This window comes from Enterococcus pallens ATCC BAA-351 (assembly GCF_000407485.1).
In the GTDB taxonomy this organism is placed as follows: Bacteria; Bacillota; Bacilli; order Lactobacillales; family Enterococcaceae; genus Enterococcus_A; species Enterococcus_A pallens.
Window position 1 is genome coordinate 848,835 of sequence record NZ_ASWD01000001.1, and the last position, 22,234, is coordinate 871,068.

The window sequence follows — 22,234 nt, forward strand, 5'->3', positions numbered from 1 at the left end:
AGGTGATGATCTGACTTAGCAGTGTTTATGGCGGTGGCTGCACTTCTCAGAAAGGAGTGATGCACTATGTTCATCCTAGGAAAGGGATTTCCGCCATGACTGTGTATCAGGCGTTGACATTGGCGATAGCCTTTGCCACCTTGATCATCACCATTGATCGACACCATAAGAAATAATCACTACTCTCACAGTCGCCGTCTTAAACGGTGCTTCATTGAGGTGTTATGCGCGCAGCACCTCTGCTTTGAGTAGAATGGGGATACATAATTGAGGGTGGAATTTAGCTTTTTCTGACCGGCGTTCTTTGATAATTGAATACATCAGCTGGAATTGACCTTTGAGGAACGCTTTTACAGATTGTAATTTTATTGAATTACGTCCCTTCTCTTCTGTTGTGGACATACTATTCATCTCCTAGACTTTTATCATCTAAATAAATATACCTTAGTCACTCCAATGATGTTCGTGCCGCACTTCTGATCTGTAAAAGCATTACATGCTAAAGGTAACGTTCCTTAATGAGTTTTATCTCGCAATAAAAGCAGATTGATCGCAAGTCGCAAAAAGAAAATCCACAGTAAAATTACTCGCCCAATAACTCAGAAAAGTTGAAGATCATACTGACTATCTGAGCAGTTTCACCAAGCTCCTCTAAAGTAGCTTTTTCTATAAAGCTGACTTCTCGCTGCTTTTCTGTAAAATCTAATGTTTTCACCTGCAAAGCGTTGATGTAGCCATGGGTTCTGTGAGACTCATCTAGCGGGATGAATTGACTTCTTTTGGTGCTGGTAATCGGGCAAACAGCTACTAACCCGGTCGCCTTATTATAATCGTCATCACTTATCACAATCGCTGCTCTTCTTTTTTGAATCTCACGACCAACACTAGGATTGAAATTAATGATGATGATATCCCCCTGTTCTGGCACATACCCCTTCGCTTCATGGAACATTAAATCATTTCCTTTCCTACTGGTTCGTCATCTGGAAATCCTGGCGCAGCGTCAATTGTTTTTCCGTTTTTCACAGCCTCCTTGAAAATATTCGGCTGCTTCTTAATAAATGTAATGGATTCATTTCTTCCTTTTACGGCAATGTATTCCACATTTTCCTTAATTCCAAACTTCGTAGGAACGGTTAAAACAATCGCATTGCCCTGTTTTCTTGTTTTCATTACATTCTCCCCTTTGTGAATACATAGTAATTACTCACCAATTATATCACCTGCACAAAGTAATTACAAAGTTGTTACTTCGCAAATAAGCTTTCATCAGTATAGGAGAAATAGAAACCTCTATTGCTTTTTCTTCTTTTTTTGGTGATTAGATTTCTAGCAGTCTGCGGATTTCCTTTTCTGCTTCCAACAAAAGATACGCAAAAACGCAGAAAAATGTTTTAGGACATGTAGAATGATGGATGAATCAGTCTGGGCTTTGCTGCCGGGCAGAAATTTTGGAGCTTATGCACACCTCCACCCAAAAGTGGGTACAAAAAAACGCAAATGAGTAACTTCATCTGCGCTAATAGGATAAGGATTATTTTTTTAGTTGTCTTTTTATCGAGCAATTAGACTGCTTTCATCCTCTAAAAAGTTTCTAACGATCTTTTTTTGAGTATTTCTCGACTATTTCTTCGGGAGAGTAAACGATTAAGTCTGTGTTCGCAAAATCCTGGGCATTTCTTGTAATGATATTTCTAACTCCGTGCTTTTGGGCAATTGCTACAATTAAATTATCCTCGAAGTCATTCCCCTCCAATTTTAGCGCATTGATGCAATCTAAGCCGGAAACGGGCAATACTCTGCTAATGTTCAATAGCTTGTCCAACTCGATCTTTGGATTTTTCACTCCATAACGCTCAAGTATATAATAAATATCTGTAATCATATTAGCAGTTAAATACCCTTCTATTATTCCGTAAACAGAAAGCAGGTATACTTTTTTTGATTGCTCATAGAATCCCTCGCGTTTCGTTAAGAAATCTAAAATAATAGTTACATCAATAATGTATTTCATGCTTAGATAACCTCTTTTGTTTTCTCTTTTTTCTTTCTTCCTTCAAATCAAAATCAGCAGGAAGATCAACAATACCAACTAACTCATTCAGAATGGTTTCATAATCGGGATTTTCTTCTTCTATAATAATTCGTTTTTTTCCGTCGTCTTTCATTTCGACAGTAATGGTAATATCTTCTTTATTTTCTAAATCAGCTGTTACCAACATTTTTTTAGGTAAGAGTACTCCTTTGGCATTTCCCCATTTTTTGATTTTTGATTTTTCTTTTTCTAATTCCATCCAGTTCTCCCCCTTCAGATATATTATAGCATAAAAGTTATACATCATGTATAACTGTGAGTTGTTCACGTAATCTGCATCATTTAGGGCAAAATGTGCAAGCATTGGCAGGACCATTAGTCTCAATGAAAATCTTGTACCTCTCAATTTCCTTTTTTGTTAGTTTTTATTCCACTATCGAAAATCGCCAACAAAGAGAATTTACCGTAAATGAGCTATTCAAGATTCAAATTATCTAAAGCTTTATAAGCTACTCGATTCTTTAAGATTAAGTTAAGCTCAGTAAAATCATTCTATCATCGATTCAATCGAGCTAATCTGAAAACGTTTAGAAAAACTTAAGTCAAAACCACCAATATTTCTGAAAAAATTAGACAACCTTAATCAGATCATGGTGGAATTCTGCAAAAGATATGTTATTCTATTCCTATGGTTTATCTTCGAAAAGAAAGGGGTGGCGTTCACGTGATTAAATTGTATATAGCTTCATATTGTGATTCTTGCAAAAAGGCTCGTTCCTGGCTGGTCGAGAATCAGATTCCCTTTGAAGAGCGAAATATTATCAATGATCCCCTCACAAGTGAAGAGCTGAAAGAAGTCCTTAGTAAGACCGAAAATGGATCAGAAGACATCATTTCTATTCGTTCAAAATCTTATAGAGAATTGAACCTTGACTTTGAAGACTTATCCTTTAACGAGCTGATTCAAGTGCTGGAGGATCACCCTGATTTATTAAAGCATCCGATCATTTTTGATGAAAACAAACTTCAGCTTGGTTACAATAAAGAAGGCATTCAACAATTCGTCCCGCGCAAAGTACGCAGGGCTACTGAAAAAGTATTTTTAACGATTCTTTTAAATGATGAAAATCTTAAAGCCGGCAGCATGGATCTGTTTAAAGAAGAAAAGAGTATCTAGTTCGCTTTTAGAAAACTAAACTAGTTCTTGTGCTTGATCGTGTAAAAAAGAACTGCTCAAAAAATCCGAGCAGTTCTTTTTTATTGCTGCAAAATCCACGATCATTGGGGCATCACACTTTTCTATACCGTCGCAGTCCAACAATGTTCAACAAGGTAAAACCAATAATGAACAAAACCAGTATCCCTAAATCAAAGGATATCGCTGACCACCCTTGCCCCTTAATCATCACATTCGTCAAGGCTTCCCCGCCATAGCTTAAAGGGAAAATGTAGGAGATCTTCCGAACCCAATCTGCCATGCTGTCTAACGGAATCAGACCAGAAAAGAAAACCTGCGGAATAACCACTAAAGGAATAAACTGGATCATTTGGAACTCTGAGTTGGCAAAGGTCGAAACAAAAATTCCCATGGATAATGCGGTCAACGCAATCAAGCTATTGATTAGGATCACCCACAAGAGATTCCCCACTATTTGTAAATCCAAAATATAGATGGAAAAGAAAACGATAATGAGTGTCTGCAGGATAGCAAATATACCATAGCCGGTTAAATAGCCCAGCACAATCTCGCTTCGCTTAATTGGTGTCGCCAGCAAACGCTCCAAAGTTCCGGTAGTTCGTTCTCGCAACAAAGCAATTCCTGAAATCAGAAAAACGAAAAAGAAAACAAAGAAGCCAATGAGAATCGGAAATATTTTATCGAAAAAGGAACTATCCGCACCACCATATACATAGGCATTTTTGATTGAGAAATTTTCAACCTGTACTTTTTGTCCTGTTTGCATTGCCAGCTTCTGCAAATCCGTACTTAACTCGTTTAGCTTACTGGTGGTGATGATATTTTGGAACAGTGCTTTCACTTTCGCTGTATTGCTAGGGTCTTCATTTTCATACAAAATATGAAAGGTTGACCCTTTTAAAGTGACAAAGGCATCCAAATTATCCGTCAGCATTTTGTCCTCACTATCCTTTGCGTCATGGTACCTTTTTACTTTTACTTGGTCAGCTGGAAAGTGATCAGTTAGAGCAGTCGGCACTGTTTCATCCACCCCAATTTTAACGTGGGTTTCTGCATTTGTATCAAAGACGACATTCATCAGACTCAAGACGATTATCGGTGCAATAAGCATCAATGCTAAGGTGCGCTTATCTCGCGTCAGTTCCTTTACCACACGAGTCAGCATTGCTTTAAATCGAATCATTTTGCCTTCACCTCAGCTTTCAAGAAGACTTCTTCAATGCTGTTAGCATCAAATTTTTCCTTTAATTCACTGGGTGTGCCTAAAGCAAAAAGCTGTCCGTCGATAATTAATCCAACGTAATCGCATTTTTCAGCCTCATCCATTACATGAGTTGTAACAATAATTGCTTTTTCCATTGTTGCTAAGGAGCGCAGCTGTTCCCAAATGGTTACGCGCAGACTTGGATCGATCCCAACAGTGGGTTCATCCAGCACAATTAAGTCCGGATTCGCTAATAACGTGATTGCTAAGGAAAGTCGGCGTTTCATTCCTCCTGAGTAGGTTTTAACGGGTTGGTTCATGAAGTCCGTTAAATTAACCAGAGCCATATTTTTATCAATTGCTTGTGTTAACTCGCTTCCTTCTAACCCCATCAGGTTACCAAAAAAGACTAAGTTTTCTTTTGCAGTGAGGTCTTCATATAACGCATCGCTTTGCCCCATGTAACCAACCTGACCTAAGACCTGACGATTTGGCATGGCTGTGCCGAAAATTTCTGCTGTTCCTTGCTCAAGCTTTTCCATCCCCATCAAGCATTTAATCGTCGTGGATTTCCCTGCTCCACTGGGTCCGATTAAGCCTAATATGGAACCAGTAGTAAGCTCTATAGTAACGTTGTCTAATATTTTACGTTGATTAAAGGATATAGATGCTTCAGTCATTTTTGCTGCGATAGGAGCATTTTTTTCCATGTTCAATTCCTCCTCATTTTAATGGACATCGTGTGTATTATCTTGTACTCTTTGTAGTATAGAATGATTTTTAAAAACTACAAGTTATTTATTTACTTAATGGACACTTGTCGAAAATTGATTACTAGTTGAGGAGCTATTTTATGAAACAAGAAAAAGATATCCGTTATTATCGAACCAAACAACGGATTACAGCAGCTATGGTTCGCTTACTGAAGGAAAAAAACTTTGATCAAATAACCGTTAAGGATATTTGTGAATATGCTGAAGTAAGCCGCAGTGGATTTTATCTGCATTATCTTGACAAATATGATCTAGCCGAAAAACATCAGCTGGAGCTGATGGCTCACGCGAATAGCATTATCCAGACAGCCTCGCAAAATCCGAATAAAAAAAATGAGTTGATGCTGCATATGCTTAATTACCTGAAAAATGATGGGGAGCTACTGGCTCTTTTAATTTCCGATCACGGCTCATCAGAAATTCGGAATCAGGTGAAACAATTATTAAAAGAGAATGCCTTGCAAAATATCATTGACCACATCAATATTCAACTAGATACCGAGACTGAAAAACACTATTTAGTGACCTTTTTAAGCAACGCTCTGTTAGGTGTTTTGCAGGAATGGATTAACCATGGTCAAAAGGAATCGCCGGAAGAGCTTGTACAAATCATGAATAAAATAGTGAGCTTTGATTTTATTTGATGGGATGGTTAGACAGATAAAATCGGGGTTAACTTCCAATCTCATTCATTTTCACCAAAATTTGAAGTTAACTTCGAATTTTGGTGAAATAATACTGAAAGTGAAGTTTACTTCAAGGAGGACTGCTAATGTTTCAGCGACCAGAATATCTTCAACAACTCATTCAATTTGAGAATACTGATTTTATCAAAGTCATCACGGGTGTACGACGTGCTGGAAAGTCTGTTTTACTGATGCTTTTTAGGGAGCATTTATTACAAAAAGGGATTTCTGAAGATCGTATCATTTATATAAATTTCGAAAGCTTTGAGTATCAAACCGTCACTACCGAAGAAAAATTTCGCACTATAATTAGCGAATTATTACCTAAGGATGATCAGAGAATCTATTTCTTGTTTGATGAAATTCAAGTTGTTGATGGTTGGCAACGGGTTGTCAATGGTCTTCGTGTCAGCTTTAACAGTGATATTGTGATCACAGGCTCTAATGCAAACATGCTTTCTGGTGAATTGGCTACTCTTTTAAGTGGACGTTACATTGAAATCCCACTGTATCCTTTCTCTTTTCAAGAATTTTTACGAGCAAAAAATATTGATACAGCTTCTCGTAAAGTAGATAGTGCTTATAATGAATATGAGAAATATGGTGGTTTTCCCAGCGTGATCATCGCTGAGGATTCAATCAAGGATACGATCTTAGCGGGGATTTTCGATACGATTGTTTTGAACGACGTCGCTTTACGAACAGGTGTGAAAGACCCTGCTGTTTTAAAATCACTCATTCGTTTCTTAGCCGATAATGTTGGACAATTGGTCAATGCGTCAAAAATTGTCAATACGTTGAAAAGCGAAGGTATCGAAACCACTAGTCATACAGTTACTCGCTATTTGGATTTATTGGAGAACGGCTACCTGTTTTACCAGGCCAAGCAATATGACATCCGCGGCAGAGAGTATTTAAAAACAAATAGCAAATACTTTATTGTGGATACTGGTTTAAAAAGAAATGCGGTAGGGAGAAAAGATGGGAACTACAGTAATCAATTAGAAAATATTGTTTACATTGAATAATTACGTAGAGGGTACACCGTTGATGTCGGTAAGCTGAACAAAAAAGAAATTGAATTTGTCGCCAGAAAATTGGATGAAACGCTTTATATTCAAGTCACTTACGAATTACCCGATAACCAGCATGAAATGGATAATTTACTTCATATAAAAGACAATTACAAAAAAATAGTCATCACTGGCCGCTACCATGCTGTGGAGCAGGTGGATGGGATTCCGATTATTTATATTGTTGATTGGCTGCTTACGGAATAATAAAAAAGTGTCGTTAAGATGACTATCTTATTGACACTTTTTTAACGTTTCAATCTAAAAACTATGACCACAATGATTGAGCTACAGTTCTCAGAGGTGTTACTTTGTCAGCCTTTTCGTTCAAAATAAATTGAATAGGTCTCATTTGAAACCTCTGCTATAGGAATAAATTTTATGTTTTTTTCTTGTCCTGTGGTGATATAGGTGCTGTCCCGCCAAAAACTATGGTGTCGCTCATTCAACGGCTGGAATAGTTCCTCATGAATGTGTATTGGTACATCTTCTTCAGTTAATCCGGCTAAAACTAAAGGGCCCTCGATAAAGGCTACGCGATTAGGATTGCCAGGCAGCGTAACCATTTCAATAGATTTTTTAAATTCAATTACAATCTCACTGACGGAAGTAAGATTTTCGATGGTTACAAATCCCCGATTAGCTATATAGTTTCGTGGTTGATTATTGACCCACAGAAGTGTTTCCTTTGACCATTTTGGCACACGTAAGTTCATTGTACAGGAGCCTTCACCTGTTAGGATAATTTTATATCGGTAGCTTGATGGCCGTTTGCTGGGGATATCACTGCTAGATTCATAGGACTGAATGACCTGCTTGCCAACTTTATTAGAACGCTCCAAGGGTCCTGCCCCCAGCTGACTATCTTGAATAAGCTCTATTTTCAGCTGACCTTCCTTTGTTTCTAGGATCGTTTGGGAAGGAATGTACTGGTTTATGGTTACCGTATTTTCTTCTTGATAAAAAACACACTCTTGATACGAGCTCTGCGCCTGGACTAAAGTACCATGACAACACCAAAAATGCTTTAAAGGATCGCCCCAGTTCTTCTGACTACAAGGCTCCATATCAAGAAAATAAGTAACCATTCCAGTGTTTTTGTTTTGCTGTGCCAGAATACCATTGTATAGATTCAATTCTTCAAAATCTCCATATTTAGAATCCCCCGTCCACTTAAATAAATAGTGAGCCAAACGAATCATATGATAGACCGTGCAATGCTCCTGAGCCTTGCCTAAACGACCCGAAAAATCTTGAATCGGGGTCCACAGCTCCCCACAGGAAATCCCTCCTGTAATATAAGTCCCACGCTTTTCAACTGCCATTTCCCAAAAATTTTCTACAATCGATCGATACTTGGCTTCTTTAGTGACCTCCCAAATACGGGCGATACCTAGAATCTCAGCAATTTGAGTATTCGCATGCTTGTTGGTTAATACATCCTTTCCCTCTAACAGCTGATCAAAGAAAGAATGTCGATAATAGAGGTCAATTAATTGGCGATAGCGCGGATCCTTCGTAATGGCGAACAGCTCCGCCCAGATTTCTAACATTCCACCTGTTTCATAGGACAAGATATTTTGGAATGTCTCTTCGTTTACTCTCTCACACCAATGAATAAACCACTCGCTGAACTGAATAAGAATAGCGAGTGCCTCTTCGTTATTAGTATATTTGTAAACATCTAACAGGCCCATCATCGTTTTGTGAATGGTGTAATGGGGTGCCCAAACTGCTTGCTTTTTTTCCATCCGCTGCATGTATTTTTCAGGGATAGAAGCCACCCAGCCATCGCCGTTGGCCTGCTGGCACTTAGCCAAACCAGCTATAATTTCTTCAATTTTTCCAGCGATCACTGGTGAGTTAGTTGCCCCGTAAATTTTAGCAGCGGCCGATAACCAATGGCCGAGAAAATGGCCACGAATTTCACAGGTGACAGCTTCCCATCCCCAATGCCATTCATCTGGCTGTTCTACCTGCTCTTCCGGGTCAATGGTTGTGCTAGAATTCCCACTATAACTCCAAAGACCTGCTTCTAACAAATAACTACGCAATAAATTATCCGTCCGCAAGCTTAACATATAATCATAATTCTTCGAAAAACGCTTGTTAAACACGCTGTCTTTTAATTGGGTATTTTTTATTATTGATTTAAGCATCGTTTGTCCTTTCTACTTAGTGACTAGTGACCACCTTTATTCCTTTTTAGAAATTAACTCATTGATCAATTGAAAAACCATTCCAAATTCACTCTTGGGAATTTGGATGTTGTACTTTTGACGGATTTTTGAGAATACAAGCTTTGAAAAACCTAGGAAATCGTCAAATTTCTCTTTTTGCGCAAGCACATCTGGGGATAGCTCCTCATCGATCTCATCGTGCCGTAAAATCCGCTCAATCATAGATGACAGATGCAGGAATAGGTTGATTCTTATAAAGCTTTGAATCTCAATATCGTAAAATTCTTCGTAAGCAATAATGACTTCCTCGATTTCGTTAACGACCATTTCGGGATTTAAAAAGGTTAATCTAGCCGTTGCACCTTCGATCGTAAATAATTTAACAATTTCATTAATGCAGTCTTTCCGTTTTTCTTCAGCAATAACTGAAGCAAATCGTTCCAACGTTTCTTGTCCATTTACAATTTCTTCAATATTGACAATGGGAACTCGCTGCTCATTTATACTAGGAGTTGTAAAAATAGCGATTGTATTTTTGAAAATGGTTAAATCCTCTCGCTTGAATTGCTGCTGAACGTTTTTGTAATCCATAGTCAAAATCTCAATTTTTTCATGATCAAAATAATGGCTAAGAATTTCTTTCACCTTGATCGCAATTCCTTCTCCAGATAAGCAGGTCACTAAAATATTATTTTTTTGAGACAGCCCCTCAAAGTATCGTTTTTCAACGGTGTATTTCGTCGTATCTACCTTCACAATCTCATTCATGGGAACCTTAGCCTTCAGTTGAAGGGCAATATCTAGCGCGGCTGCCGATGAAACATTGTTTAACACAAGTAAATCTCCTTCGACAAAAGGGGTGATTTTTACATACATTTCTTCTAAGGATCCCATGTCTACAAATACAACCAAGCCATTTGTCGTATCGATTTGCTTGATATACTGAACAATTTCTTCAATCAGCTGAGTGCTTGATAATTCTAGCGGCAAATCGAAGCCATCGTAAACATAATCATTCACCAATTGATTGGCCATTGCTGCCATGCTCGTTGCATTGTTGAATCCGTGCATTGCAATTACGGCTGGTATTATCGATGTGATGATTTTTTTCTTGTAAAAGAAGGCCGCGAAAAATAAAACCAATTGATCAGCCTTTTCGGTATAAACCAATAATTCCGAAACCACCGTTTCTGCTAATCGAAGGTATTTGTGCAGCTGCATTCGTTCTTTGGTATTAAGCGCAATTGAAAGTGGATAAACGTAATCAAAACGTTGGAAAAAATGCAGCAGCTCTATCAATTTGTCGAGCTCCACTTGTTCTAATGGTATCCCTCGTTGGTTAAATAGTTTTTTCACCAAATCTCTATCATACTCAACCTGGCTTCCTTCAAATTCATTCTCAATGAAAATTTGATAGCTGCCGTATTCCTGTTTAATACAATAGTGAATATTAAAAACTAAATTTTCGATTGAATTCAGCAACCCCTGAAAGTTTTTTATCGCTGAGGTGTCTGCCAATTCTAACAAGCTGCTGCTTTTCTTTGCTTGTCCATCGCTTGCTGTTTCGGTTGAAAATAATTGATACCTTTGATCAGAAGAACCTTTTTTATTAATAACGATGGTCGTTTGGGAGTAATGCTTGGCTACCATTACTTTGATTTCATTTTTTAATTCTCCAACGTTGCCTTCATACTGGCTTTTTTCAAGCTCTTCGATTATTTCATAGGAAACTTTGATGGTTTTCTTTACTTTTTTGACTTCTGATTGAAATAAGGCTAAAACTAGTTCGTGGCGTTCTATCAATGGTCGATCGGTAAACTTTGGCAGTGTGATAGTCAGAGGAATTCTTCGTCTAAAGGTGGTCAATAAACTAGAAGTTATTTCTTCTGTAGTAGCCATAATTAGTCGTACATCTGACGACTGCCAATTGTCGTTATCTCCTAAACGCCTAAACTTTTGTGAATCTATTAAAAGAAAGAGCTTTTCCTGATTTTCAGCACTTAAATTGTGAACCTCATCCAAAAAGAGAAAGCCGCCTTGCGCCTCATCGATTAATCCTTTTTTATCGGTTTCTGCACCAGTGAAGGCTCCTTTAATATGTCCGAATAAAACTGATGACAGCAATTCGGGATTATTGGCATAGTCAGCACAATTTAAAACTACAAACGGTGCTTGAGGAGGAATCACACCATTGTCTTTCGCATACTGAAAGATCAAGCTGGCTAAATAACTTTTTCCTGTCCCACTTTCTCCTCGCAGCATCAATGGCAGTCCCTTTGGGTAATTAACCGCCGCTTTACACTTTTGAATGCTGCTTTTTAAAGAGGAATCATAACCAATAAATCCCTCAAAGGCTTGACTACTTTCTTGATTTTCTTTATAAACAAATTTGGTCGGACGAGTATTTATTTTCGTTAAGACCCCTTCTTCAACCAACCGATTCAAATGATGACTGGCATTGTTGCGGCTGATATTCAGTGCTGTGGAAATGCTTGATGCTGTGTAAAATTCCGTCTTTTCCTGGGTGTCTCTGATATACCTGATAATCTTATTTTGTTTTGTATCCATAACTGACCTCCAATAAGGATAGTTATTTCTATCATAAAGGCTTTCATACTATAGTTAAATAGTTTTTTAGTTGTCTCGGTGTTTGCTATTAAAAATCTTTTTACTCTGCTTTATTCCAGTTTTGAAAGTTTTTCCAGTCAGTCTAGAAAAAATCAAAAGGAGACGAACGATTTTCTATTGATCGAGTTGATCAATGAGAAACAACCTTCCATCTCCTCTCTTCCTATAATTCGCTGACGGTCAATTCTACTACTGGGTCAGAAGGTGTACGAATAGTGGTGATTCTGACTCCTTTTGCTAAAAGCTCTTTAAGTGCTGCGCGTTCCGAGGCAGTGACATTAATTCCTGCTTTAATCTTTTCCGTATTTTCTCTTGAAGAGATATTGCCCAAATTTACTTCTTTAATGTCTAATCCGTTGTTTAACAAATAGAGAACATCCTCTGGCGACTTTACCACTATGAAAACATTTTGTCCGTGGTATTTTCCATTTGAAATATTTGCTACTGCAGTATCTCTAGCAATGATTGAGGTTCTTACCGTTGGCGGTGCAACCATTCTCAATAAGTTCTTCTGAACCTCGTCGGCTGCAATCGGATCGTTAATGACCATGATTCGATTTGCTTTCAAATTATTTGTCCACAGTCCCGCGACCTGTCCATGGATCAATCGATCATCAATGCGAATATGTTTAATCCCTTCCATTCCTTTACCCTCCTATTTTAAAATGCCTAATACATAACAAAGGATAGAAAACACTAATAGAATTCCAATTACCTTGACTGGAGTCATTTTATTTTTTCCTAATAAATAGTAGACAAAAACAGCCAACAAAGCAGGAACCAAATTCGGCATAATCTGATCCAAAAGATCCTGGATTTTCAGCGTAACATCGCCCATTTTATATTGAAAAGCAACATTTGCTTTAACGACTGACGGGATTAATGCTCCTACAACCATCAACCCAATCGTAGAAACAGCAGCTGTAATGCTGGCCATTTTTTCATTGAGTGAATCAATCAAGGACATCCCTGAAATTAATCCAGCTTTGAAAAAGGGAAAGCTCAAGCCTAACAAAACTAAGCTGACGATCAGCCATAAAATAATTCCAAAAACATTGCCCTCTAAGGCCATGTATGAAGCAATCGCTCCAAAAATTGTCCAAGGAATTGTAATCATCACCGTGTCTCCCAGTGCTGATAGGGGTCCCATTAACGCTGTTTTTAGGGAAGTCACTGTTTCTAATGATTTGGCTCCTTCATTTTCTTCAATTCCAACATTCAAGCCCAGAATATACGGACATACCCAAGGGGTGCAGTTGAAGAACTGCAAGTGTGCCGTCATTGATTTTTTCAAATCTTCGGGCTTGTCTTTGTATACTTCTTGCAGAACCGGCAGCATTGAGTAGGCATAGGCAAGAGATAATTGCTTTTCATAATTTAATGAATTACAGCTGGTAAACATCCAGCGAACTAAAGATTTGGTTCTAGCTTTGGTAAATGTTTTATTTTCCGTATTACTCATCTTCATCGAACACTCCTTCGTATGACGTTGTGGTGGTTGCACCAACAGTTTCTCCATTGTTTTTATTATATGTCTTCAATACATGGAGCGCCCAAGCTCCACCTAATAAAGCTACCCCCATAATAGGTATTTCAAAGTAAGCAACTAGTACAAAACCAACAATCAAAGGGGTAAGGTAGTCTCTGGTTGGCAAATAGCGCAGTAAGATCCCTAAACCCATTACTGGCAGTAGTCCTCCTGCAACAGTTAATCCCCCAATTAGCCATTCAGGCGTCCGATTTACAATAAAATCAACGAGTGTAGGTCCCATCAATACACATAGTAAAATTGGTACACCGGTAGAACACATAGTCAAGACTGTGGCAATCCAATGACTAATACCGATTTTTTTGTAATCGCCATTTTGCACTGCTTTTTCAGCTTCATGTTGAAAGAAGATATTGATGGTCATTTTTAAAACATCTAATTGAACCATTAATAACGCAACAGGAATCCCCAAAGTAACACCCAATTCACGACTTTGCCCCGTCGTAATAGCAATAAATGTTCCTACTACTGCAGCCGTTGCATAATCCGGTACGGAGGCTCCGCCAAATTGACTCACACCCAAAGTCATCAGCTGCAGACTTGCACCAATGTACATCCCTGTTTGCATGTCCCCTAAAATCAACCCAACAATCGTTCCACCAACTACTGGCTGCCATAAATTAAAGTGCAGCCCATAACGATCCAAATTAATAAAAAACCCAAAAAAGATAACAAATGCTATTTGTAATACATTCGGTTCCATTTTTTTCCTCCCCTATTCATCCTCTTCTGTGGCAACATTTACAATTTCCCCGCACTTAGTAACAGTTAATTCCCCACATTCTTCAATCATCGGTAATATCTCACTCAATTTCGACTGTTGCATAAGTACGGCATTTAGTACTTGTGGAAAGCCGACATTTGACAAGATGATTGCTTCCTCTTTTTTTTGAAGCTCCAGATAGAATGTTTTGAATGGTGTTCCTTGAAATAAGTCTACCATTACCAGAACATCGCCTTCCAGCTTTTCTATCAGCTCGTGCACTTCTTGCTGATAGTCATAGACACTTTTATCTCTAAGCGCTATGGAATGAACCTGCTCAAGATCCTTTGTAAAGTAGCTTAATGTGTCAAGAAAGCCATCTGATAAACTTCCATGGGATGAGATCACTATATGATACATTTCTTCACCTCTCTTCACTTTACTATTAAGCAAGTAGCGTGCCAACATTAAACCAATCATATTTCCTTTAATAGCAATGGTTAAGCGTTAAAATAGTGTCCCCGAGGCTGTCGACACTACCTAATCTTTTGGGACACTGCTGAATTGGTTCTTGCACTCTAAGGTTTCTCTTACTAAAATAGATAATAGGAGGTGTTAGTATTGCTTTTACAAGAAAAAATGAAGCAGAGACGATTTTCCCCAAATGAACGAATTGTCGTTGATTTTATTTTAGATAAACAAGAACAAATAGAACCCTATTCTACTAAATCAATCGCCGGGGAAACTTATACCTCTCCTTCTGTTTTAATTCGAATAGCAAAGAAATTGAATTTCAATGGGTGGAATGATTTCAAACAAGCCTTTCTAGAAGAGGTTCATTATTTACAATCCAGTTTTAGCAACCTTGATGCAAACAAGCCCTTCAGTTCAAAGGATTCACCTATGGCGATTGCTGCGAAAATAACGCAATTAAAAATTGAAAGCGCTAACGATACCCTTTCACTTTTAAAGCATGACACCTTACGAAAAGCAGTAAGAATTCTCGAGGATGCGAATAATGTCAAAGTTTTCGGACTATACAATACCTTATTTCTTGGAGAAGAGTTTGTTCATAAACTGAAACATATAAATAAACGGTCAGAAATAGTAATGGTCCCCAACGCCTTGTACCAAGAAGCGACAATGATGACTTCTGATGAATGTGCAGTTTGCCTATCCTATTCTGGCGAAACTGGAGAACTTTTAGATACATGCAAAATATTACGTGAGAACAAAGTACCTATTATTGCTATTACAAGCATTGGAGAAAATAGCCTATCAAGATTGGCTGACGTAACTCTCCGGGTCTCTACTCGGGAAGCTTCCTACTCAAAAATTGGTGGTTTTTCTTCACTAGAATCGATTTCTTTAATTTTGGATATTCTCTATTCAAGCTTTTTTGCAATTCATTACCAAGAAAACTATGATTATAAAATTGGCTTAGCCCGAAGAACAGAACATAGACAAATTCAAAATCAAATAATAGATGATCAGGCTGAGTTTAGTTTTGATTAAAAGTTTACCTCAAAAAGACGTAATGATTGGTTGCCATTACGTCTTAAATCATTTCTTCCAATACTTTATTGGGGAACTGAAATGATCCCTCTTTCAATATAACTCTTTAAACTGTCCTCCACCACATCACTTGTTTTATATTTTGGCGAATAGCCAATCAGGTTCTTAGCATTCTCAATGCTATAGTAACCGCTGCGTGCAATATGGTAATATGTTTTATCAATATGATACTCATCATCGATATACTCACACCATTTTTCCCAGGACAAAAATTCGATTTTGGGATCACGATTGAAGAACTGGTACATCAAGGTTGCATATCCGTATAAAGTCAGTGATTCTTCTGCTACGGCGTGAAAACTCTCACCCACTGCTTGGTTCCTATGATTGACTGCATCTACAAACATCTGTGCCACGTCTGATGCATGTACATGATGCAATGTTTCCATTCCGAAATTTGGAAGATAGATTTTCCCACCTTCAGCAATTGTTTGAAATACCTTACTATCTTCATTTCCTAGCGGATTGATAAAAGTCCAGCCGGGTCCTGAAATTTGTCCTGGCATAATTACAGTGGCAGGGAATCCTGTGGTGCGAAACTCCTTTTTCAAATATTGTTCGCTTTGGTATTTCTGACAACCATATTCATCTAATGGATGTTTCACGCCGTTGGGATCCGCTGGAACAAGCTCAGCTCTACCATGTGCCCAAATAGACGAACAATATAAGTAGTGGGAAAGGTTCGTTTCTCTTAATGCTTCTACCATGCTTTTTACATCTTTCAGCGTAAAGTTGATTAAATCAACAACCACATCAGCATTCAAATCTGCAATTTTTTGAGAGAAATCCTCAGTCTTACTTCGATCTAATTTCATTTGCTTCACTTTCTCCCATGCGGGGTCTTCAATATATGGCTTATTGATACCACGACTGATAGATATAACTTCATGTCCTGCTTTGGCTAATCTGGGTGTGAGGTACGTACCGATATGTCCAGCTCCACCTATAACAACAATTTTCATCTGTTAAATTCCTCCTAACTTTGTTTAAATAGTATCATTATCTTCGTATCAAAAAACGTTGTTGGGTCCATCTTAGAACATCGTTTCAAAAATACTTTGTTTCTCTACTGATTTTTGTAAAAACCATTCTATTTTTTACTAATGAAACAATGGGGGTCTACTAATTTAATATAGAAGAAAACAACTATGGTTCCTCCAGGTCAACAGAGATTACCGTTCCTAAAATTTTGAATTGAACAGACTATTTGATACAAGGAAGCTGACTGTCCAGCCGTGCTTTGAGCCTTCTCAATACAGTATTTGAGCTGAATCATGCTACAATTTTGATGAAGGACGAAGGTGATGTTTTGATGAAGAATGCGTTGATTTTATTTTTTCTGCTGGTGATTGCTTTTTTTGGTCTGGATTATGAGTTTGGCAATATGGCAGATTTGGGTTTGACCACTCAAGGCTACCAGCAAGTATTTTTGGCTATATTTTTGTTGCTGCTTTATGTGGTCCCGCTATTGTATTTTTTTCATAGGATCGCCAAGCGCTGGAAAGTATCGATGGGACTGTTTCCTTTCATTGTTTTCTTGGGCGGGTTTGCCAGCGGCTGGATTGCTTCCTTTGGCAATGAGGGAGTTAGTTCAGGATTGACGGCATTATTTGGTCATTCGGCATTGTTAAAACAGTGGTCTGATGCCCTATCAGCGCCTTTAGTCGAAGAATTTTCTAAAGGACTCTTTGCCTTGTGCTTCATTTATTTGCTAAAAATCCAAAAGCCGCAAGCTGCTTTGCTCACCGGAATGGAGGTAGGTTTGGGCTTCCAAGTGATTGAAGATATTGCCTATATTGCTGAGGCTGCTGATAAATCGTTGCGAGGAGTGATTCCTGAAGTCTTAAATCGTATTTCCGGATCGGTGAGTTCTCATTGGGTGTATACGGGTATTTTTACTTTAGGTCTATTCTATTTGCTCCGGCACATCAAGGGACAAAAGGCCTTTCTTTGGATCTTGACCCCGGTTCTCTTGCATTTTCTTTGGAATTCGCCTTGGAATGATAGTTTTTGGTTGGGGCCTGTATTGAATGCTTTGACGATTTTATTGTTGATTTATCTGCTTTTAAGACTGGATAAACAGTTAGATGTGAACAAGCTTTAAAAAAGACGACTCTTCTGAGGCTTTATAGTGATCAGAAGAGTTATCTTTTTTTTGCAATAATTGATAACAGGAAAAGTCGTCCTGTCTATTATGCTATAGTTAGAGGAAGACTAGTTTATTGGAGGGGGAGGAATGTCGTTGAAAACCATCATTGATGAAATTACTGCCTATATTCGTGAAAACCTCCATTCAATTCAAAGTGTCCAGGAACTCGCAGCTTATTGGGGTTACAGCCCTTATCACTTTAGCCGAGAATTCAAACGACTAACCGGATTTACAATTGCACAATTCATGGCTTCTTTGAAAATGGAAATAAGCATTGAGCAACTGGTGAAAGAAAATCGTTCGGTATTGGGCTCCCAGCTTCACGCGGGCTTTTTAAGCTCAGGAACATTTTCTGCCAGCTTCGAAAAACAGACGGGAATAACACCCAAGCAGTATCAAAAAAAGCTTCACTCACTGCATAAAGTCCTACTAGATTATGAAAACTGTCTAGAAAGCCGAGTAACCAGTCATTATGAACCTACAGGAAACGAGGAACAATTTTACAGCTGCTGTGTCAATTTAGAGTATCCTCCCCATGGGAAACCAGGGATTACTTTTGTAGGTTTGTTTCGTTCTCCGATTCCTAATCATAAACCAATTGTTGGAAAAGCGATGGTCGGTGACTCTGTTTGTATTTTAGATAAGATACCACCTGGAGAGTACTATCTACTTGCTTGTTCCGTTGAAAAAAACAGTGCCCTTAAAGAATATTTTGTTTTAAAAAATTGTTTGCGCGGTCGAATACAAGAAGGTGTCCGTTTCCCCACTCATCACCGGAAGATTTTCTCTCTTTCCTTGCGACCGCCTATTGATCAAGATCCGCCTATCCTAGTTAATCTACCGCAGCTATTGGCTGATTCTATCAAAAACCGCAATTTACAAGAAAAATAGAACGGCTGCTGATGATAGACTGAGGTTGAAAAGAAAGGATGCGAAAACGATGATTAAAGAAGGGATGCTTTTTCTGTATTTTAGTGGACAATGTGATCAGGCGTTGGCCTTTTACAGTGAGGTACTTCAGGCTCAAGTATTGGAGAAAACAACGTATCTTGAAGCTGAGATGAGTGGAGGTACCGACTCCGATCACTTGATCATGAATGCAACCATGCAGCTTGGAAACCTAAAAGTTTGTGCCAGTGATTTGTTAGAATCAAAACCTGTTATTGGTAACCACACATCCATTTGGTTGGAAATCGATACCGAAGAAAATCTGCGTCAAGCTTTCAATCGCTTTGAAAAAGCCGATAGTCAACTCATCACAAAGCCTGAGCTGACTTTTTGGAACTCTGTTTACTGTAAAGTTCAGGATCCTTTTGGTGTTTTTTGGGAGTTTAACAGTCAATTATCACAATAGTAGAAGTGAACAAAAGCCTGCTTGGTGAACATGACCAGCAGGCTGAAAGCTTTTTCTTCTGACATTCAATGGATGGATGGAAAATAGGCTCAAACCCTTATTTGTCCACCCTCATTCTTGCTTAAATCCTGCAACCATACGAGCAATTGTGTCGTAAATAATGAGTTCTGCATCAGCGGTTGCTGAATAATTTAACGCTAGTTCATTCAACGCTCCTGATAACGCAAAGGTCATCCATGTTGGATTGACCTCCTCCGCTAAATAGTTCTGTTCTTTTAGTTCAAGCAAATGCCTTTGCAAAGCATCCATCGAGTTTTCCTGATCAGCTTTACGCCAGGCCTCCCAGCCCACTACAGCTGGAGCATCCACCAATAAGATCCGCCGACATTCGGGGGAATTGGCTCCTTTAATGAACCCAACGCAGCCTAAAATCAGCTGCTGCCAAGGATCCTCACTAGTCAGCGCTTCCTGTTCGATCTGTACCGCAACATCCTGCTGCACCTGATTCAGCACGGCTAAAAAAAGGCCCTGTTTATTTTTAAAATGGTGATAGACCGCTCCACGGGTTACCTGTCCCTCCTCAGCAATTTTCTCCAGCGATACCTGATGATAGCCGTATTGAGTAAAATGCTTGCGGGCGATTTGGATCAGTGAGGCGATTGTTTTACGAGCCGCTTCTTCTTTTTTCATAGTTTCCTCCTATTTTTGGTTCCTAGTCCCGTGCTTAATGATCCATTCCTGAGCTTTGGTACTGGGTGTTTGGCGCCATTGAGCAATTAGGGCTTCAGCCTTGTCAGGCGCATCCTTATAAAGGTCGTTGAGATTGTTGCCGACACTTTTTTGTACAAATTTTGCTGGGTCATCCTTTAGGTTGGTCAAAATTTCACAATAACGCTCGGGTTCATCCAATGCTACGAATAATTTTTCTGACCAAGGCAGGCGGAGACGAACCCCTTCACAGGCCAAGCGTCGAACATGTACGTTCTCATCTAAAGTCCACTGAATCAACTCGTCCATTACTTCTTGCGGATGTTCCTTTAGCAACGGCCGAATCGCATATTCTCCAGTAAAGCGTTTGGTTAATTCTTTTAGAAAAGCCAACGAAACCTGCCAGTCTTCATTCCCGTGACGTTCCACATAGCGACCAATCGGCCACAGCCACCAGCCAAAGCTGAACATGCCCTCTGCTTTCTCCAGTTCTGGTCCCAATAGCTGATAAAACACTTGGATATTTTCGGCATAGTCTGGACTCATGTATTTTTCCATCGCATCTACAATAAAATCAAAACGAGCAAAAAGTTCCTTGTCCTCCAGCTGTCCTTGCACAGACTCAGTAAGACCCAAGGCATCAAAATTCGAAGAAACCGCTGCGATTTTCTCTGCCAATTCACCAATGTAGGCATCATTATAGTGATCCTTATGCTTCATACTGCTCACTCCATTTTTTCTTTAAAATTAGCATACATACAGTTTGTATGTCAAATTGAATCCAAAAGCTATCCTTACGTAGCAGGAGCATTCGTTTTTGAAAAGCGTCAATAAAAAATACAATGGATCTCCTATTGATGAGCCTTAGTACTCAGTCAAAGGATTTCCACGGCTCGCATTTACGTTTGATTGCTGAAAACTTAAGTGCCACCTGTTATCGCAAGCAGCATTCTAGTCACTGCAGCTAAACTGACTCTCCATTACATGCAAAAAACTCTGCACGTGGCAGAGCTAACTTAGCAATGTTTTTATATCCGCCACCAGCACCCGATCAACGCGAGGCGCTGAGGTGTAATCATAATAGCTTGAGGCCGATTCAAAAAGAATGTACAGCTGACCATCGTTTGCAGTAATTTGCTCTAGGTACGGCGGCATTTTAATTTTTCCTTTGTACTCATCATTGTCCAAATCCTGAGTCAGGTGCTTTGAATTGCGATACAATAAAATCGCCGAATCACTGGAGCCAAAAGAAGTCGAAATCAGGAAATTATTCTGGTAAAAAGTAATACCTTGAGTTTCACTAGGCATTGTGTAATAATCCCGGTTATCGTCCATCACTGTACGATGCTTCTTCAGCTTTCCTTGATCATCGAGTGGATAAATCGAGACCTCTCCTTCACGATCCAGCTTGAAGGTACCTACATACAGCTTCTGATCAAAGTAAGTGATATAAGAAGTGACAGAAAAATCCTCAAATTGAATATTTTGGTCGTATTTAACTGGCCGATGACTCTCATCAAAATTGTAGGCTTCAATTTGCTTGAGAGAAATGGCAGAAATCTGCGACTTATCCAGCTCCACCTGCGAAGCGACCCACAAATTTTCACCCTTTGGATCGTATGCAATTCCCCCCGCATGAGGCATCCCCGGCAAAACCAAGGTCTTAATGTAACCGCCAGTTTGCCGATCCAACACATAAATTACTGAAAAGTGCTGATGGTCGTGGCTATACGCGCTAATAAAAACGTACCTATCTGCCACCGCCACACCTTGTGGATCCATATCTGTACTAGTTGAAACCTGCGATTTGCTATCCAAGGTTTTGGTTTGGTTTAATCCAGGAATAATATAGCTGCGAGGCTGATCGAGGTTTTCACTCTCATAAACAGCCTGATAAAGCTTGGGATATTTTTTTAATTGTTGTTCTTGCTGCGAATCAGTATAGACAGCCGGCGAAATGCTGGTACCGTCTTTTAACTGTACATCGTCTGGATTGCTGCAGCTACCTAAAATTACCAGCAAAAAGCTTAATGTCAGTAGTGCCCAACTTTTTTTCATGTTCTCTCCTCTAATTTCTGTTTTCTTTATGGTAGCATGATTTCTGGTTAGGCTTTAACTGATATGCTTGAGCATTCGGATTATTGAGAATTCAACAAAAAAGTGCCGACTATATTAATAGCAGCACTTTGTAACTCGATAATATGTAACAACAGAAGGATTTTTGATTAGTCATTTTCTAAACGCTTCACCTGGTCAAGAGACAGTTTCGTAACTTTAGCTACAAAATCGGGAGACATGTTCTCTGTTAATAAATTTTGCGCAATTTCTTTCGCTTTTTTGTGCTCACCTATTTTTGGCCTTGCTCTCTTCCTTTTTCTTTCGCCACTCGCTCAGCCGTTGCGATTACAGCATCTTGTAT

24 protein-coding genes and 1 pseudogene are annotated in these 22,234 nt (G+C 38.9%); 8 read left to right on the forward strand and 17 right to left on the reverse strand.

Annotated elements, in window-relative coordinates; all coding sequences use genetic code 11:
* Window positions 1–59 precede the first annotated feature (59 nt).
* Window positions 60–176 (forward strand): putative holin-like toxin, encoded by a 117-nt coding sequence (locus I588_RS27815; RefSeq protein WP_245569588.1) that lies wholly within the window; start codon window positions 60–62, stop codon window positions 174–176.
* 46 nt (window positions 177–222) lie between these two features.
* On the opposite strand, the gene I588_RS04095 is transcribed toward I588_RS27815, so the two are convergent.
* The 5 genes from I588_RS04095 to I588_RS04115 all read right to left on the reverse strand — a co-directional run bounded on the left by I588_RS04095 (window position 223) and on the right by I588_RS04115 (window position 2,294).
* A complete protein-coding gene (locus I588_RS04095) occupies window positions 223–402 on the reverse strand; it encodes a hypothetical protein (protein ID WP_010757678.1) in 180 nt (59 codons plus the stop codon).
* Between the two features lie 181 nt (window positions 403–583).
* A complete protein-coding gene (locus I588_RS04100; RefSeq protein WP_010757679.1) occupies window positions 584–952 on the reverse strand; it encodes a type II toxin-antitoxin system PemK/MazF family toxin in 369 nt (122 codons plus the stop codon).
* Window positions 952–1,173, reverse strand: coding sequence for a type II toxin-antitoxin system PemI/MazE family antitoxin (gene mazE / locus I588_RS04105; protein ID WP_010757680.1), 222 nt, complete (start codon window positions 1,171–1,173; stop codon window positions 952–954). Before mazE ends, I588_RS04100 begins: the two co-directional genes overlap by 1 nt.
* A 421-nt stretch (window positions 1,174–1,594) precedes the next feature.
* Window positions 1,595–2,014 (reverse strand): type II toxin-antitoxin system VapC family toxin, encoded by a 420-nt coding sequence (locus tag I588_RS04110; protein WP_010757681.1) that lies wholly within the window; start codon window positions 2,012–2,014, stop codon window positions 1,595–1,597.
* Window positions 1,998–2,294 (reverse strand): AbrB/MazE/SpoVT family DNA-binding domain-containing protein, encoded by a 297-nt coding sequence (locus I588_RS04115; RefSeq protein ID WP_010757682.1) that lies wholly within the window; start codon window positions 2,292–2,294, stop codon window positions 1,998–2,000. The genes I588_RS04110 and I588_RS04115 overlap by 17 nt, the downstream gene beginning before the upstream one ends.
* 465 nt (window positions 2,295–2,759) lie before the next feature.
* On the opposite strand from I588_RS04115, the gene spx reads away from it, so the two are divergent.
* Complete coding sequence (gene spx, locus I588_RS04120; RefSeq protein ID WP_010757683.1) at window positions 2,760–3,212, forward strand: transcriptional regulator Spx; 453 nt, start codon at window positions 2,760–2,762, stop codon at window positions 3,210–3,212.
* A 112-nt stretch (window positions 3,213–3,324) separates the two neighbouring features.
* Here spx and I588_RS04125 read toward each other — a convergent pair whose 3' ends face one another.
* Entirely contained in the window at window positions 3,325–4,416 is a 1,092-nt protein-coding gene (locus tag I588_RS04125) for an ABC transporter permease (RefSeq protein ID WP_010757684.1), read from the reverse strand.
* Window positions 4,413–5,147: an ABC transporter ATP-binding protein gene (locus tag I588_RS04130; protein ID WP_010757685.1), complete on the reverse strand. Its 735-nt coding sequence runs from the start codon at window positions 5,145–5,147 to the stop codon at window positions 4,413–4,415. The genes I588_RS04125 and I588_RS04130 overlap by 4 nt, the downstream gene beginning before the upstream one ends.
* Before the next feature lie 143 nt (window positions 5,148–5,290).
* Here I588_RS04130 and I588_RS04135 point away from each other — a divergent pair, with 143 nt between their 5' ends.
* Window positions 5,291–5,854, forward strand: a complete 564-nt coding sequence (locus tag I588_RS04135) for a TetR/AcrR family transcriptional regulator (RefSeq protein WP_010757686.1) — start codon at window positions 5,291–5,293, stop codon at window positions 5,852–5,854.
* Window positions 5,855–5,982: 128 nt separating this feature from the next.
* Window positions 5,983–7,176, forward strand: a pseudogene (locus I588_RS04140) (ATP-binding protein).
* Window positions 7,177–7,283: 107 nt separating this feature from the next.
* On the opposite strand, the gene I588_RS04145 reads toward I588_RS04140, so the two are convergent.
* The 6 genes from I588_RS04145 to I588_RS04170 form a co-directional block, all read right to left on the reverse strand.
* Window positions 7,284–9,128 (reverse strand): beta-L-arabinofuranosidase domain-containing protein, encoded by a 1,845-nt coding sequence (locus I588_RS04145; protein ID WP_010757688.1) that lies wholly within the window; start codon window positions 9,126–9,128, stop codon window positions 7,284–7,286.
* A gap of 36 nt (window positions 9,129–9,164) precedes the next feature.
* On the reverse strand, window positions 9,165–11,717 hold the full coding sequence (locus I588_RS04150; protein WP_010757689.1) for a sigma 54-interacting transcriptional regulator: 2,553 nt from the start codon (window positions 11,715–11,717) through the stop codon (window positions 9,165–9,167).
* 223 nt (window positions 11,718–11,940) lie between these two features.
* Window positions 11,941–12,420 carry a PTS sugar transporter subunit IIB gene (locus tag I588_RS27670; RefSeq protein WP_010757690.1) on the reverse strand — a complete coding sequence of 160 codons (480 nt, stop codon included), beginning with the start codon at window positions 12,418–12,420 and terminating at the stop codon, window positions 11,941–11,943.
* 12 nt (window positions 12,421–12,432) lie between these two features.
* Window positions 12,433–13,245 (reverse strand): PTS system mannose/fructose/sorbose family transporter subunit IID, encoded by an 813-nt coding sequence (locus tag I588_RS27675; RefSeq protein ID WP_010757691.1) that lies wholly within the window; start codon window positions 13,243–13,245, stop codon window positions 12,433–12,435.
* A complete protein-coding gene (locus I588_RS04165; protein ID WP_010757692.1) occupies window positions 13,232–14,029 on the reverse strand; it encodes a PTS mannose/fructose/sorbose/N-acetylgalactosamine transporter subunit IIC in 798 nt (265 codons plus the stop codon). The genes I588_RS27675 and I588_RS04165 overlap by 14 nt, the downstream gene beginning before the upstream one ends.
* A gap of 12 nt (window positions 14,030–14,041) precedes the next feature.
* Window positions 14,042–14,449, reverse strand: coding sequence for a PTS sugar transporter subunit IIA (locus tag I588_RS04170; RefSeq protein WP_010757693.1), 408 nt, complete (start codon window positions 14,447–14,449; stop codon window positions 14,042–14,044).
* Between the two features lie 192 nt (window positions 14,450–14,641).
* Here I588_RS04170 and I588_RS04175 point away from each other — a divergent pair, with 192 nt between their 5' ends.
* Window positions 14,642–15,544: a MurR/RpiR family transcriptional regulator gene (locus I588_RS04175; RefSeq protein WP_425387109.1), complete on the forward strand. Its 903-nt coding sequence runs from the start codon at window positions 14,642–14,644 to the stop codon at window positions 15,542–15,544.
* Window positions 15,545–15,609: 65 nt separating this feature from the next.
* On the opposite strand, the gene I588_RS04180 is transcribed toward I588_RS04175, so the two are convergent.
* Complete coding sequence (locus I588_RS04180; RefSeq protein WP_010757695.1) at window positions 15,610–16,566, reverse strand: NAD-dependent epimerase/dehydratase family protein; 957 nt, start codon at window positions 16,564–16,566, stop codon at window positions 15,610–15,612.
* Between the two features lie 350 nt (window positions 16,567–16,916).
* Between I588_RS04180 and I588_RS04185 the strand changes: the two genes are divergently transcribed.
* From I588_RS04185 to I588_RS04195, 3 genes are all read left to right on the forward strand, one after another.
* Entirely contained in the window at window positions 16,917–17,708 is a 792-nt protein-coding gene (locus I588_RS04185) for a PrsW family glutamic-type intramembrane protease (protein ID WP_010757696.1), read from the forward strand.
* Between the two features lie 138 nt (window positions 17,709–17,846).
* The gene (locus I588_RS04190) at window positions 17,847–18,644 is read left to right on the forward strand and encodes a helix-turn-helix domain-containing protein (protein ID WP_034693717.1); all 798 of its coding nucleotides are present in this window, start codon (window positions 17,847–17,849) and stop codon (window positions 18,642–18,644) included.
* Between the two features lie 49 nt (window positions 18,645–18,693).
* A complete protein-coding gene (locus I588_RS04195) occupies window positions 18,694–19,107 on the forward strand; it encodes a VOC family protein (RefSeq protein ID WP_010757698.1) in 414 nt (137 codons plus the stop codon).
* 111 nt (window positions 19,108–19,218) lie between these two features.
* Here I588_RS04195 and I588_RS04200 read toward each other — a convergent pair whose 3' ends face one another.
* The 3 genes from I588_RS04200 to I588_RS04210 form a co-directional block, all read right to left on the reverse strand.
* The gene (locus tag I588_RS04200; RefSeq protein WP_010757699.1) at window positions 19,219–19,797 is read right to left on the reverse strand and encodes a TetR/AcrR family transcriptional regulator; all 579 of its coding nucleotides are present in this window, start codon (window positions 19,795–19,797) and stop codon (window positions 19,219–19,221) included.
* Window positions 19,798–19,806: 9 nt separating this feature from the next.
* Window positions 19,807–20,535: a DNA alkylation repair protein gene (locus I588_RS04205; protein WP_010757700.1), complete on the reverse strand. Its 729-nt coding sequence runs from the start codon at window positions 20,533–20,535 to the stop codon at window positions 19,807–19,809.
* A gap of 291 nt (window positions 20,536–20,826) precedes the next feature.
* A complete protein-coding gene (locus tag I588_RS04210) occupies window positions 20,827–21,873 on the reverse strand; it encodes a YncE family protein (RefSeq protein ID WP_010757701.1) in 1,047 nt (348 codons plus the stop codon).
* Between the last annotated feature and the right edge of the window lie 361 nt (window positions 21,874–22,234).

What these genes read in the sequence shown, in the direction of transcription:
- I588_RS04180 (WP_010757695.1), bottom strand. Translation starts at nt 16,566, where the DNA reads ATGAAAATTGTTGTTATAGGTGGAGCTGGACATATCGGTACGTACCTC.
- I588_RS04115 (WP_010757682.1), bottom strand. Translation starts at nt 2,294, where the DNA reads ATGGAATTAGAAAAAGAAAAATCAAAAATCAAAAAATGGGGAAATGCC.
- I588_RS04210 (WP_010757701.1), bottom strand. Translation starts at nt 21,873, where the DNA reads ATGAAAAAAAGTTGGGCACTACTGACATTAAGCTTTTTGCTGGTAATT.
- I588_RS04135 (WP_010757686.1), top strand. Translation starts at nt 5,291, where the DNA reads ATGAAACAAGAAAAAGATATCCGTTATTATCGAACCAAACAACGGATT.
- I588_RS04110 (WP_010757681.1), bottom strand. Translation starts at nt 2,014, where the DNA reads ATGAAATACATTATTGATGTAACTATTATTTTAGATTTCTTAACGAAA.
- I588_RS27675 (WP_010757691.1), bottom strand. Translation starts at nt 13,245, where the DNA reads ATGAAGATGAGTAATACGGAAAATAAAACATTTACCAAAGCTAGAACC.
- I588_RS04170 (WP_010757693.1), bottom strand. Translation starts at nt 14,449, where the DNA reads ATGTATCATATAGTGATCTCATCCCATGGAAGTTTATCAGATGGCTTT.
- I588_RS04100 (WP_010757679.1), bottom strand. Translation starts at nt 952, where the DNA reads ATGTTCCATGAAGCGAAGGGGTATGTGCCAGAACAGGGGGATATCATC.
- I588_RS04150 (WP_010757689.1), bottom strand. Translation starts at nt 11,717, where the DNA reads ATGGATACAAAACAAAATAAGATTATCAGGTATATCAGAGACACCCAG.
- mazE (WP_010757680.1), bottom strand. Translation starts at nt 1,173, where the DNA reads ATGAAAACAAGAAAACAGGGCAATGCGATTGTTTTAACCGTTCCTACG.
- I588_RS27670 (WP_010757690.1), bottom strand. Translation starts at nt 12,420, where the DNA reads ATGGAAGGGATTAAACATATTCGCATTGATGATCGATTGATCCATGGA.
- I588_RS04195 (WP_010757698.1), top strand. Translation starts at nt 18,694, where the DNA reads ATGATTAAAGAAGGGATGCTTTTTCTGTATTTTAGTGGACAATGTGAT.
- I588_RS27815 (WP_245569588.1), top strand. Translation starts at nt 60, where the DNA reads ATGCACTATGTTCATCCTAGGAAAGGGATTTCCGCCATGACTGTGTAT.
- I588_RS04165 (WP_010757692.1), bottom strand. Translation starts at nt 14,029, where the DNA reads ATGGAACCGAATGTATTACAAATAGCATTTGTTATCTTTTTTGGGTTT.
- I588_RS04095 (WP_010757678.1), bottom strand. Translation starts at nt 402, where the DNA reads ATGTCCACAACAGAAGAGAAGGGACGTAATTCAATAAAATTACAATCT.
- I588_RS04145 (WP_010757688.1), bottom strand. Translation starts at nt 9,128, where the DNA reads ATGCTTAAATCAATAATAAAAAATACCCAATTAAAAGACAGCGTGTTT.
- I588_RS04130 (WP_010757685.1), bottom strand. Translation starts at nt 5,147, where the DNA reads ATGGAAAAAAATGCTCCTATCGCAGCAAAAATGACTGAAGCATCTATA.
- I588_RS04125 (WP_010757684.1), bottom strand. Translation starts at nt 4,416, where the DNA reads ATGATTCGATTTAAAGCAATGCTGACTCGTGTGGTAAAGGAACTGACG.
- I588_RS04200 (WP_010757699.1), bottom strand. Translation starts at nt 19,797, where the DNA reads ATGAAAAAAGAAGAAGCGGCTCGTAAAACAATCGCCTCACTGATCCAA.
- I588_RS04205 (WP_010757700.1), bottom strand. Translation starts at nt 20,535, where the DNA reads ATGAAGCATAAGGATCACTATAATGATGCCTACATTGGTGAATTGGCA.
- I588_RS04185 (WP_010757696.1), top strand. Translation starts at nt 16,917, where the DNA reads ATGAAGAATGCGTTGATTTTATTTTTTCTGCTGGTGATTGCTTTTTTT.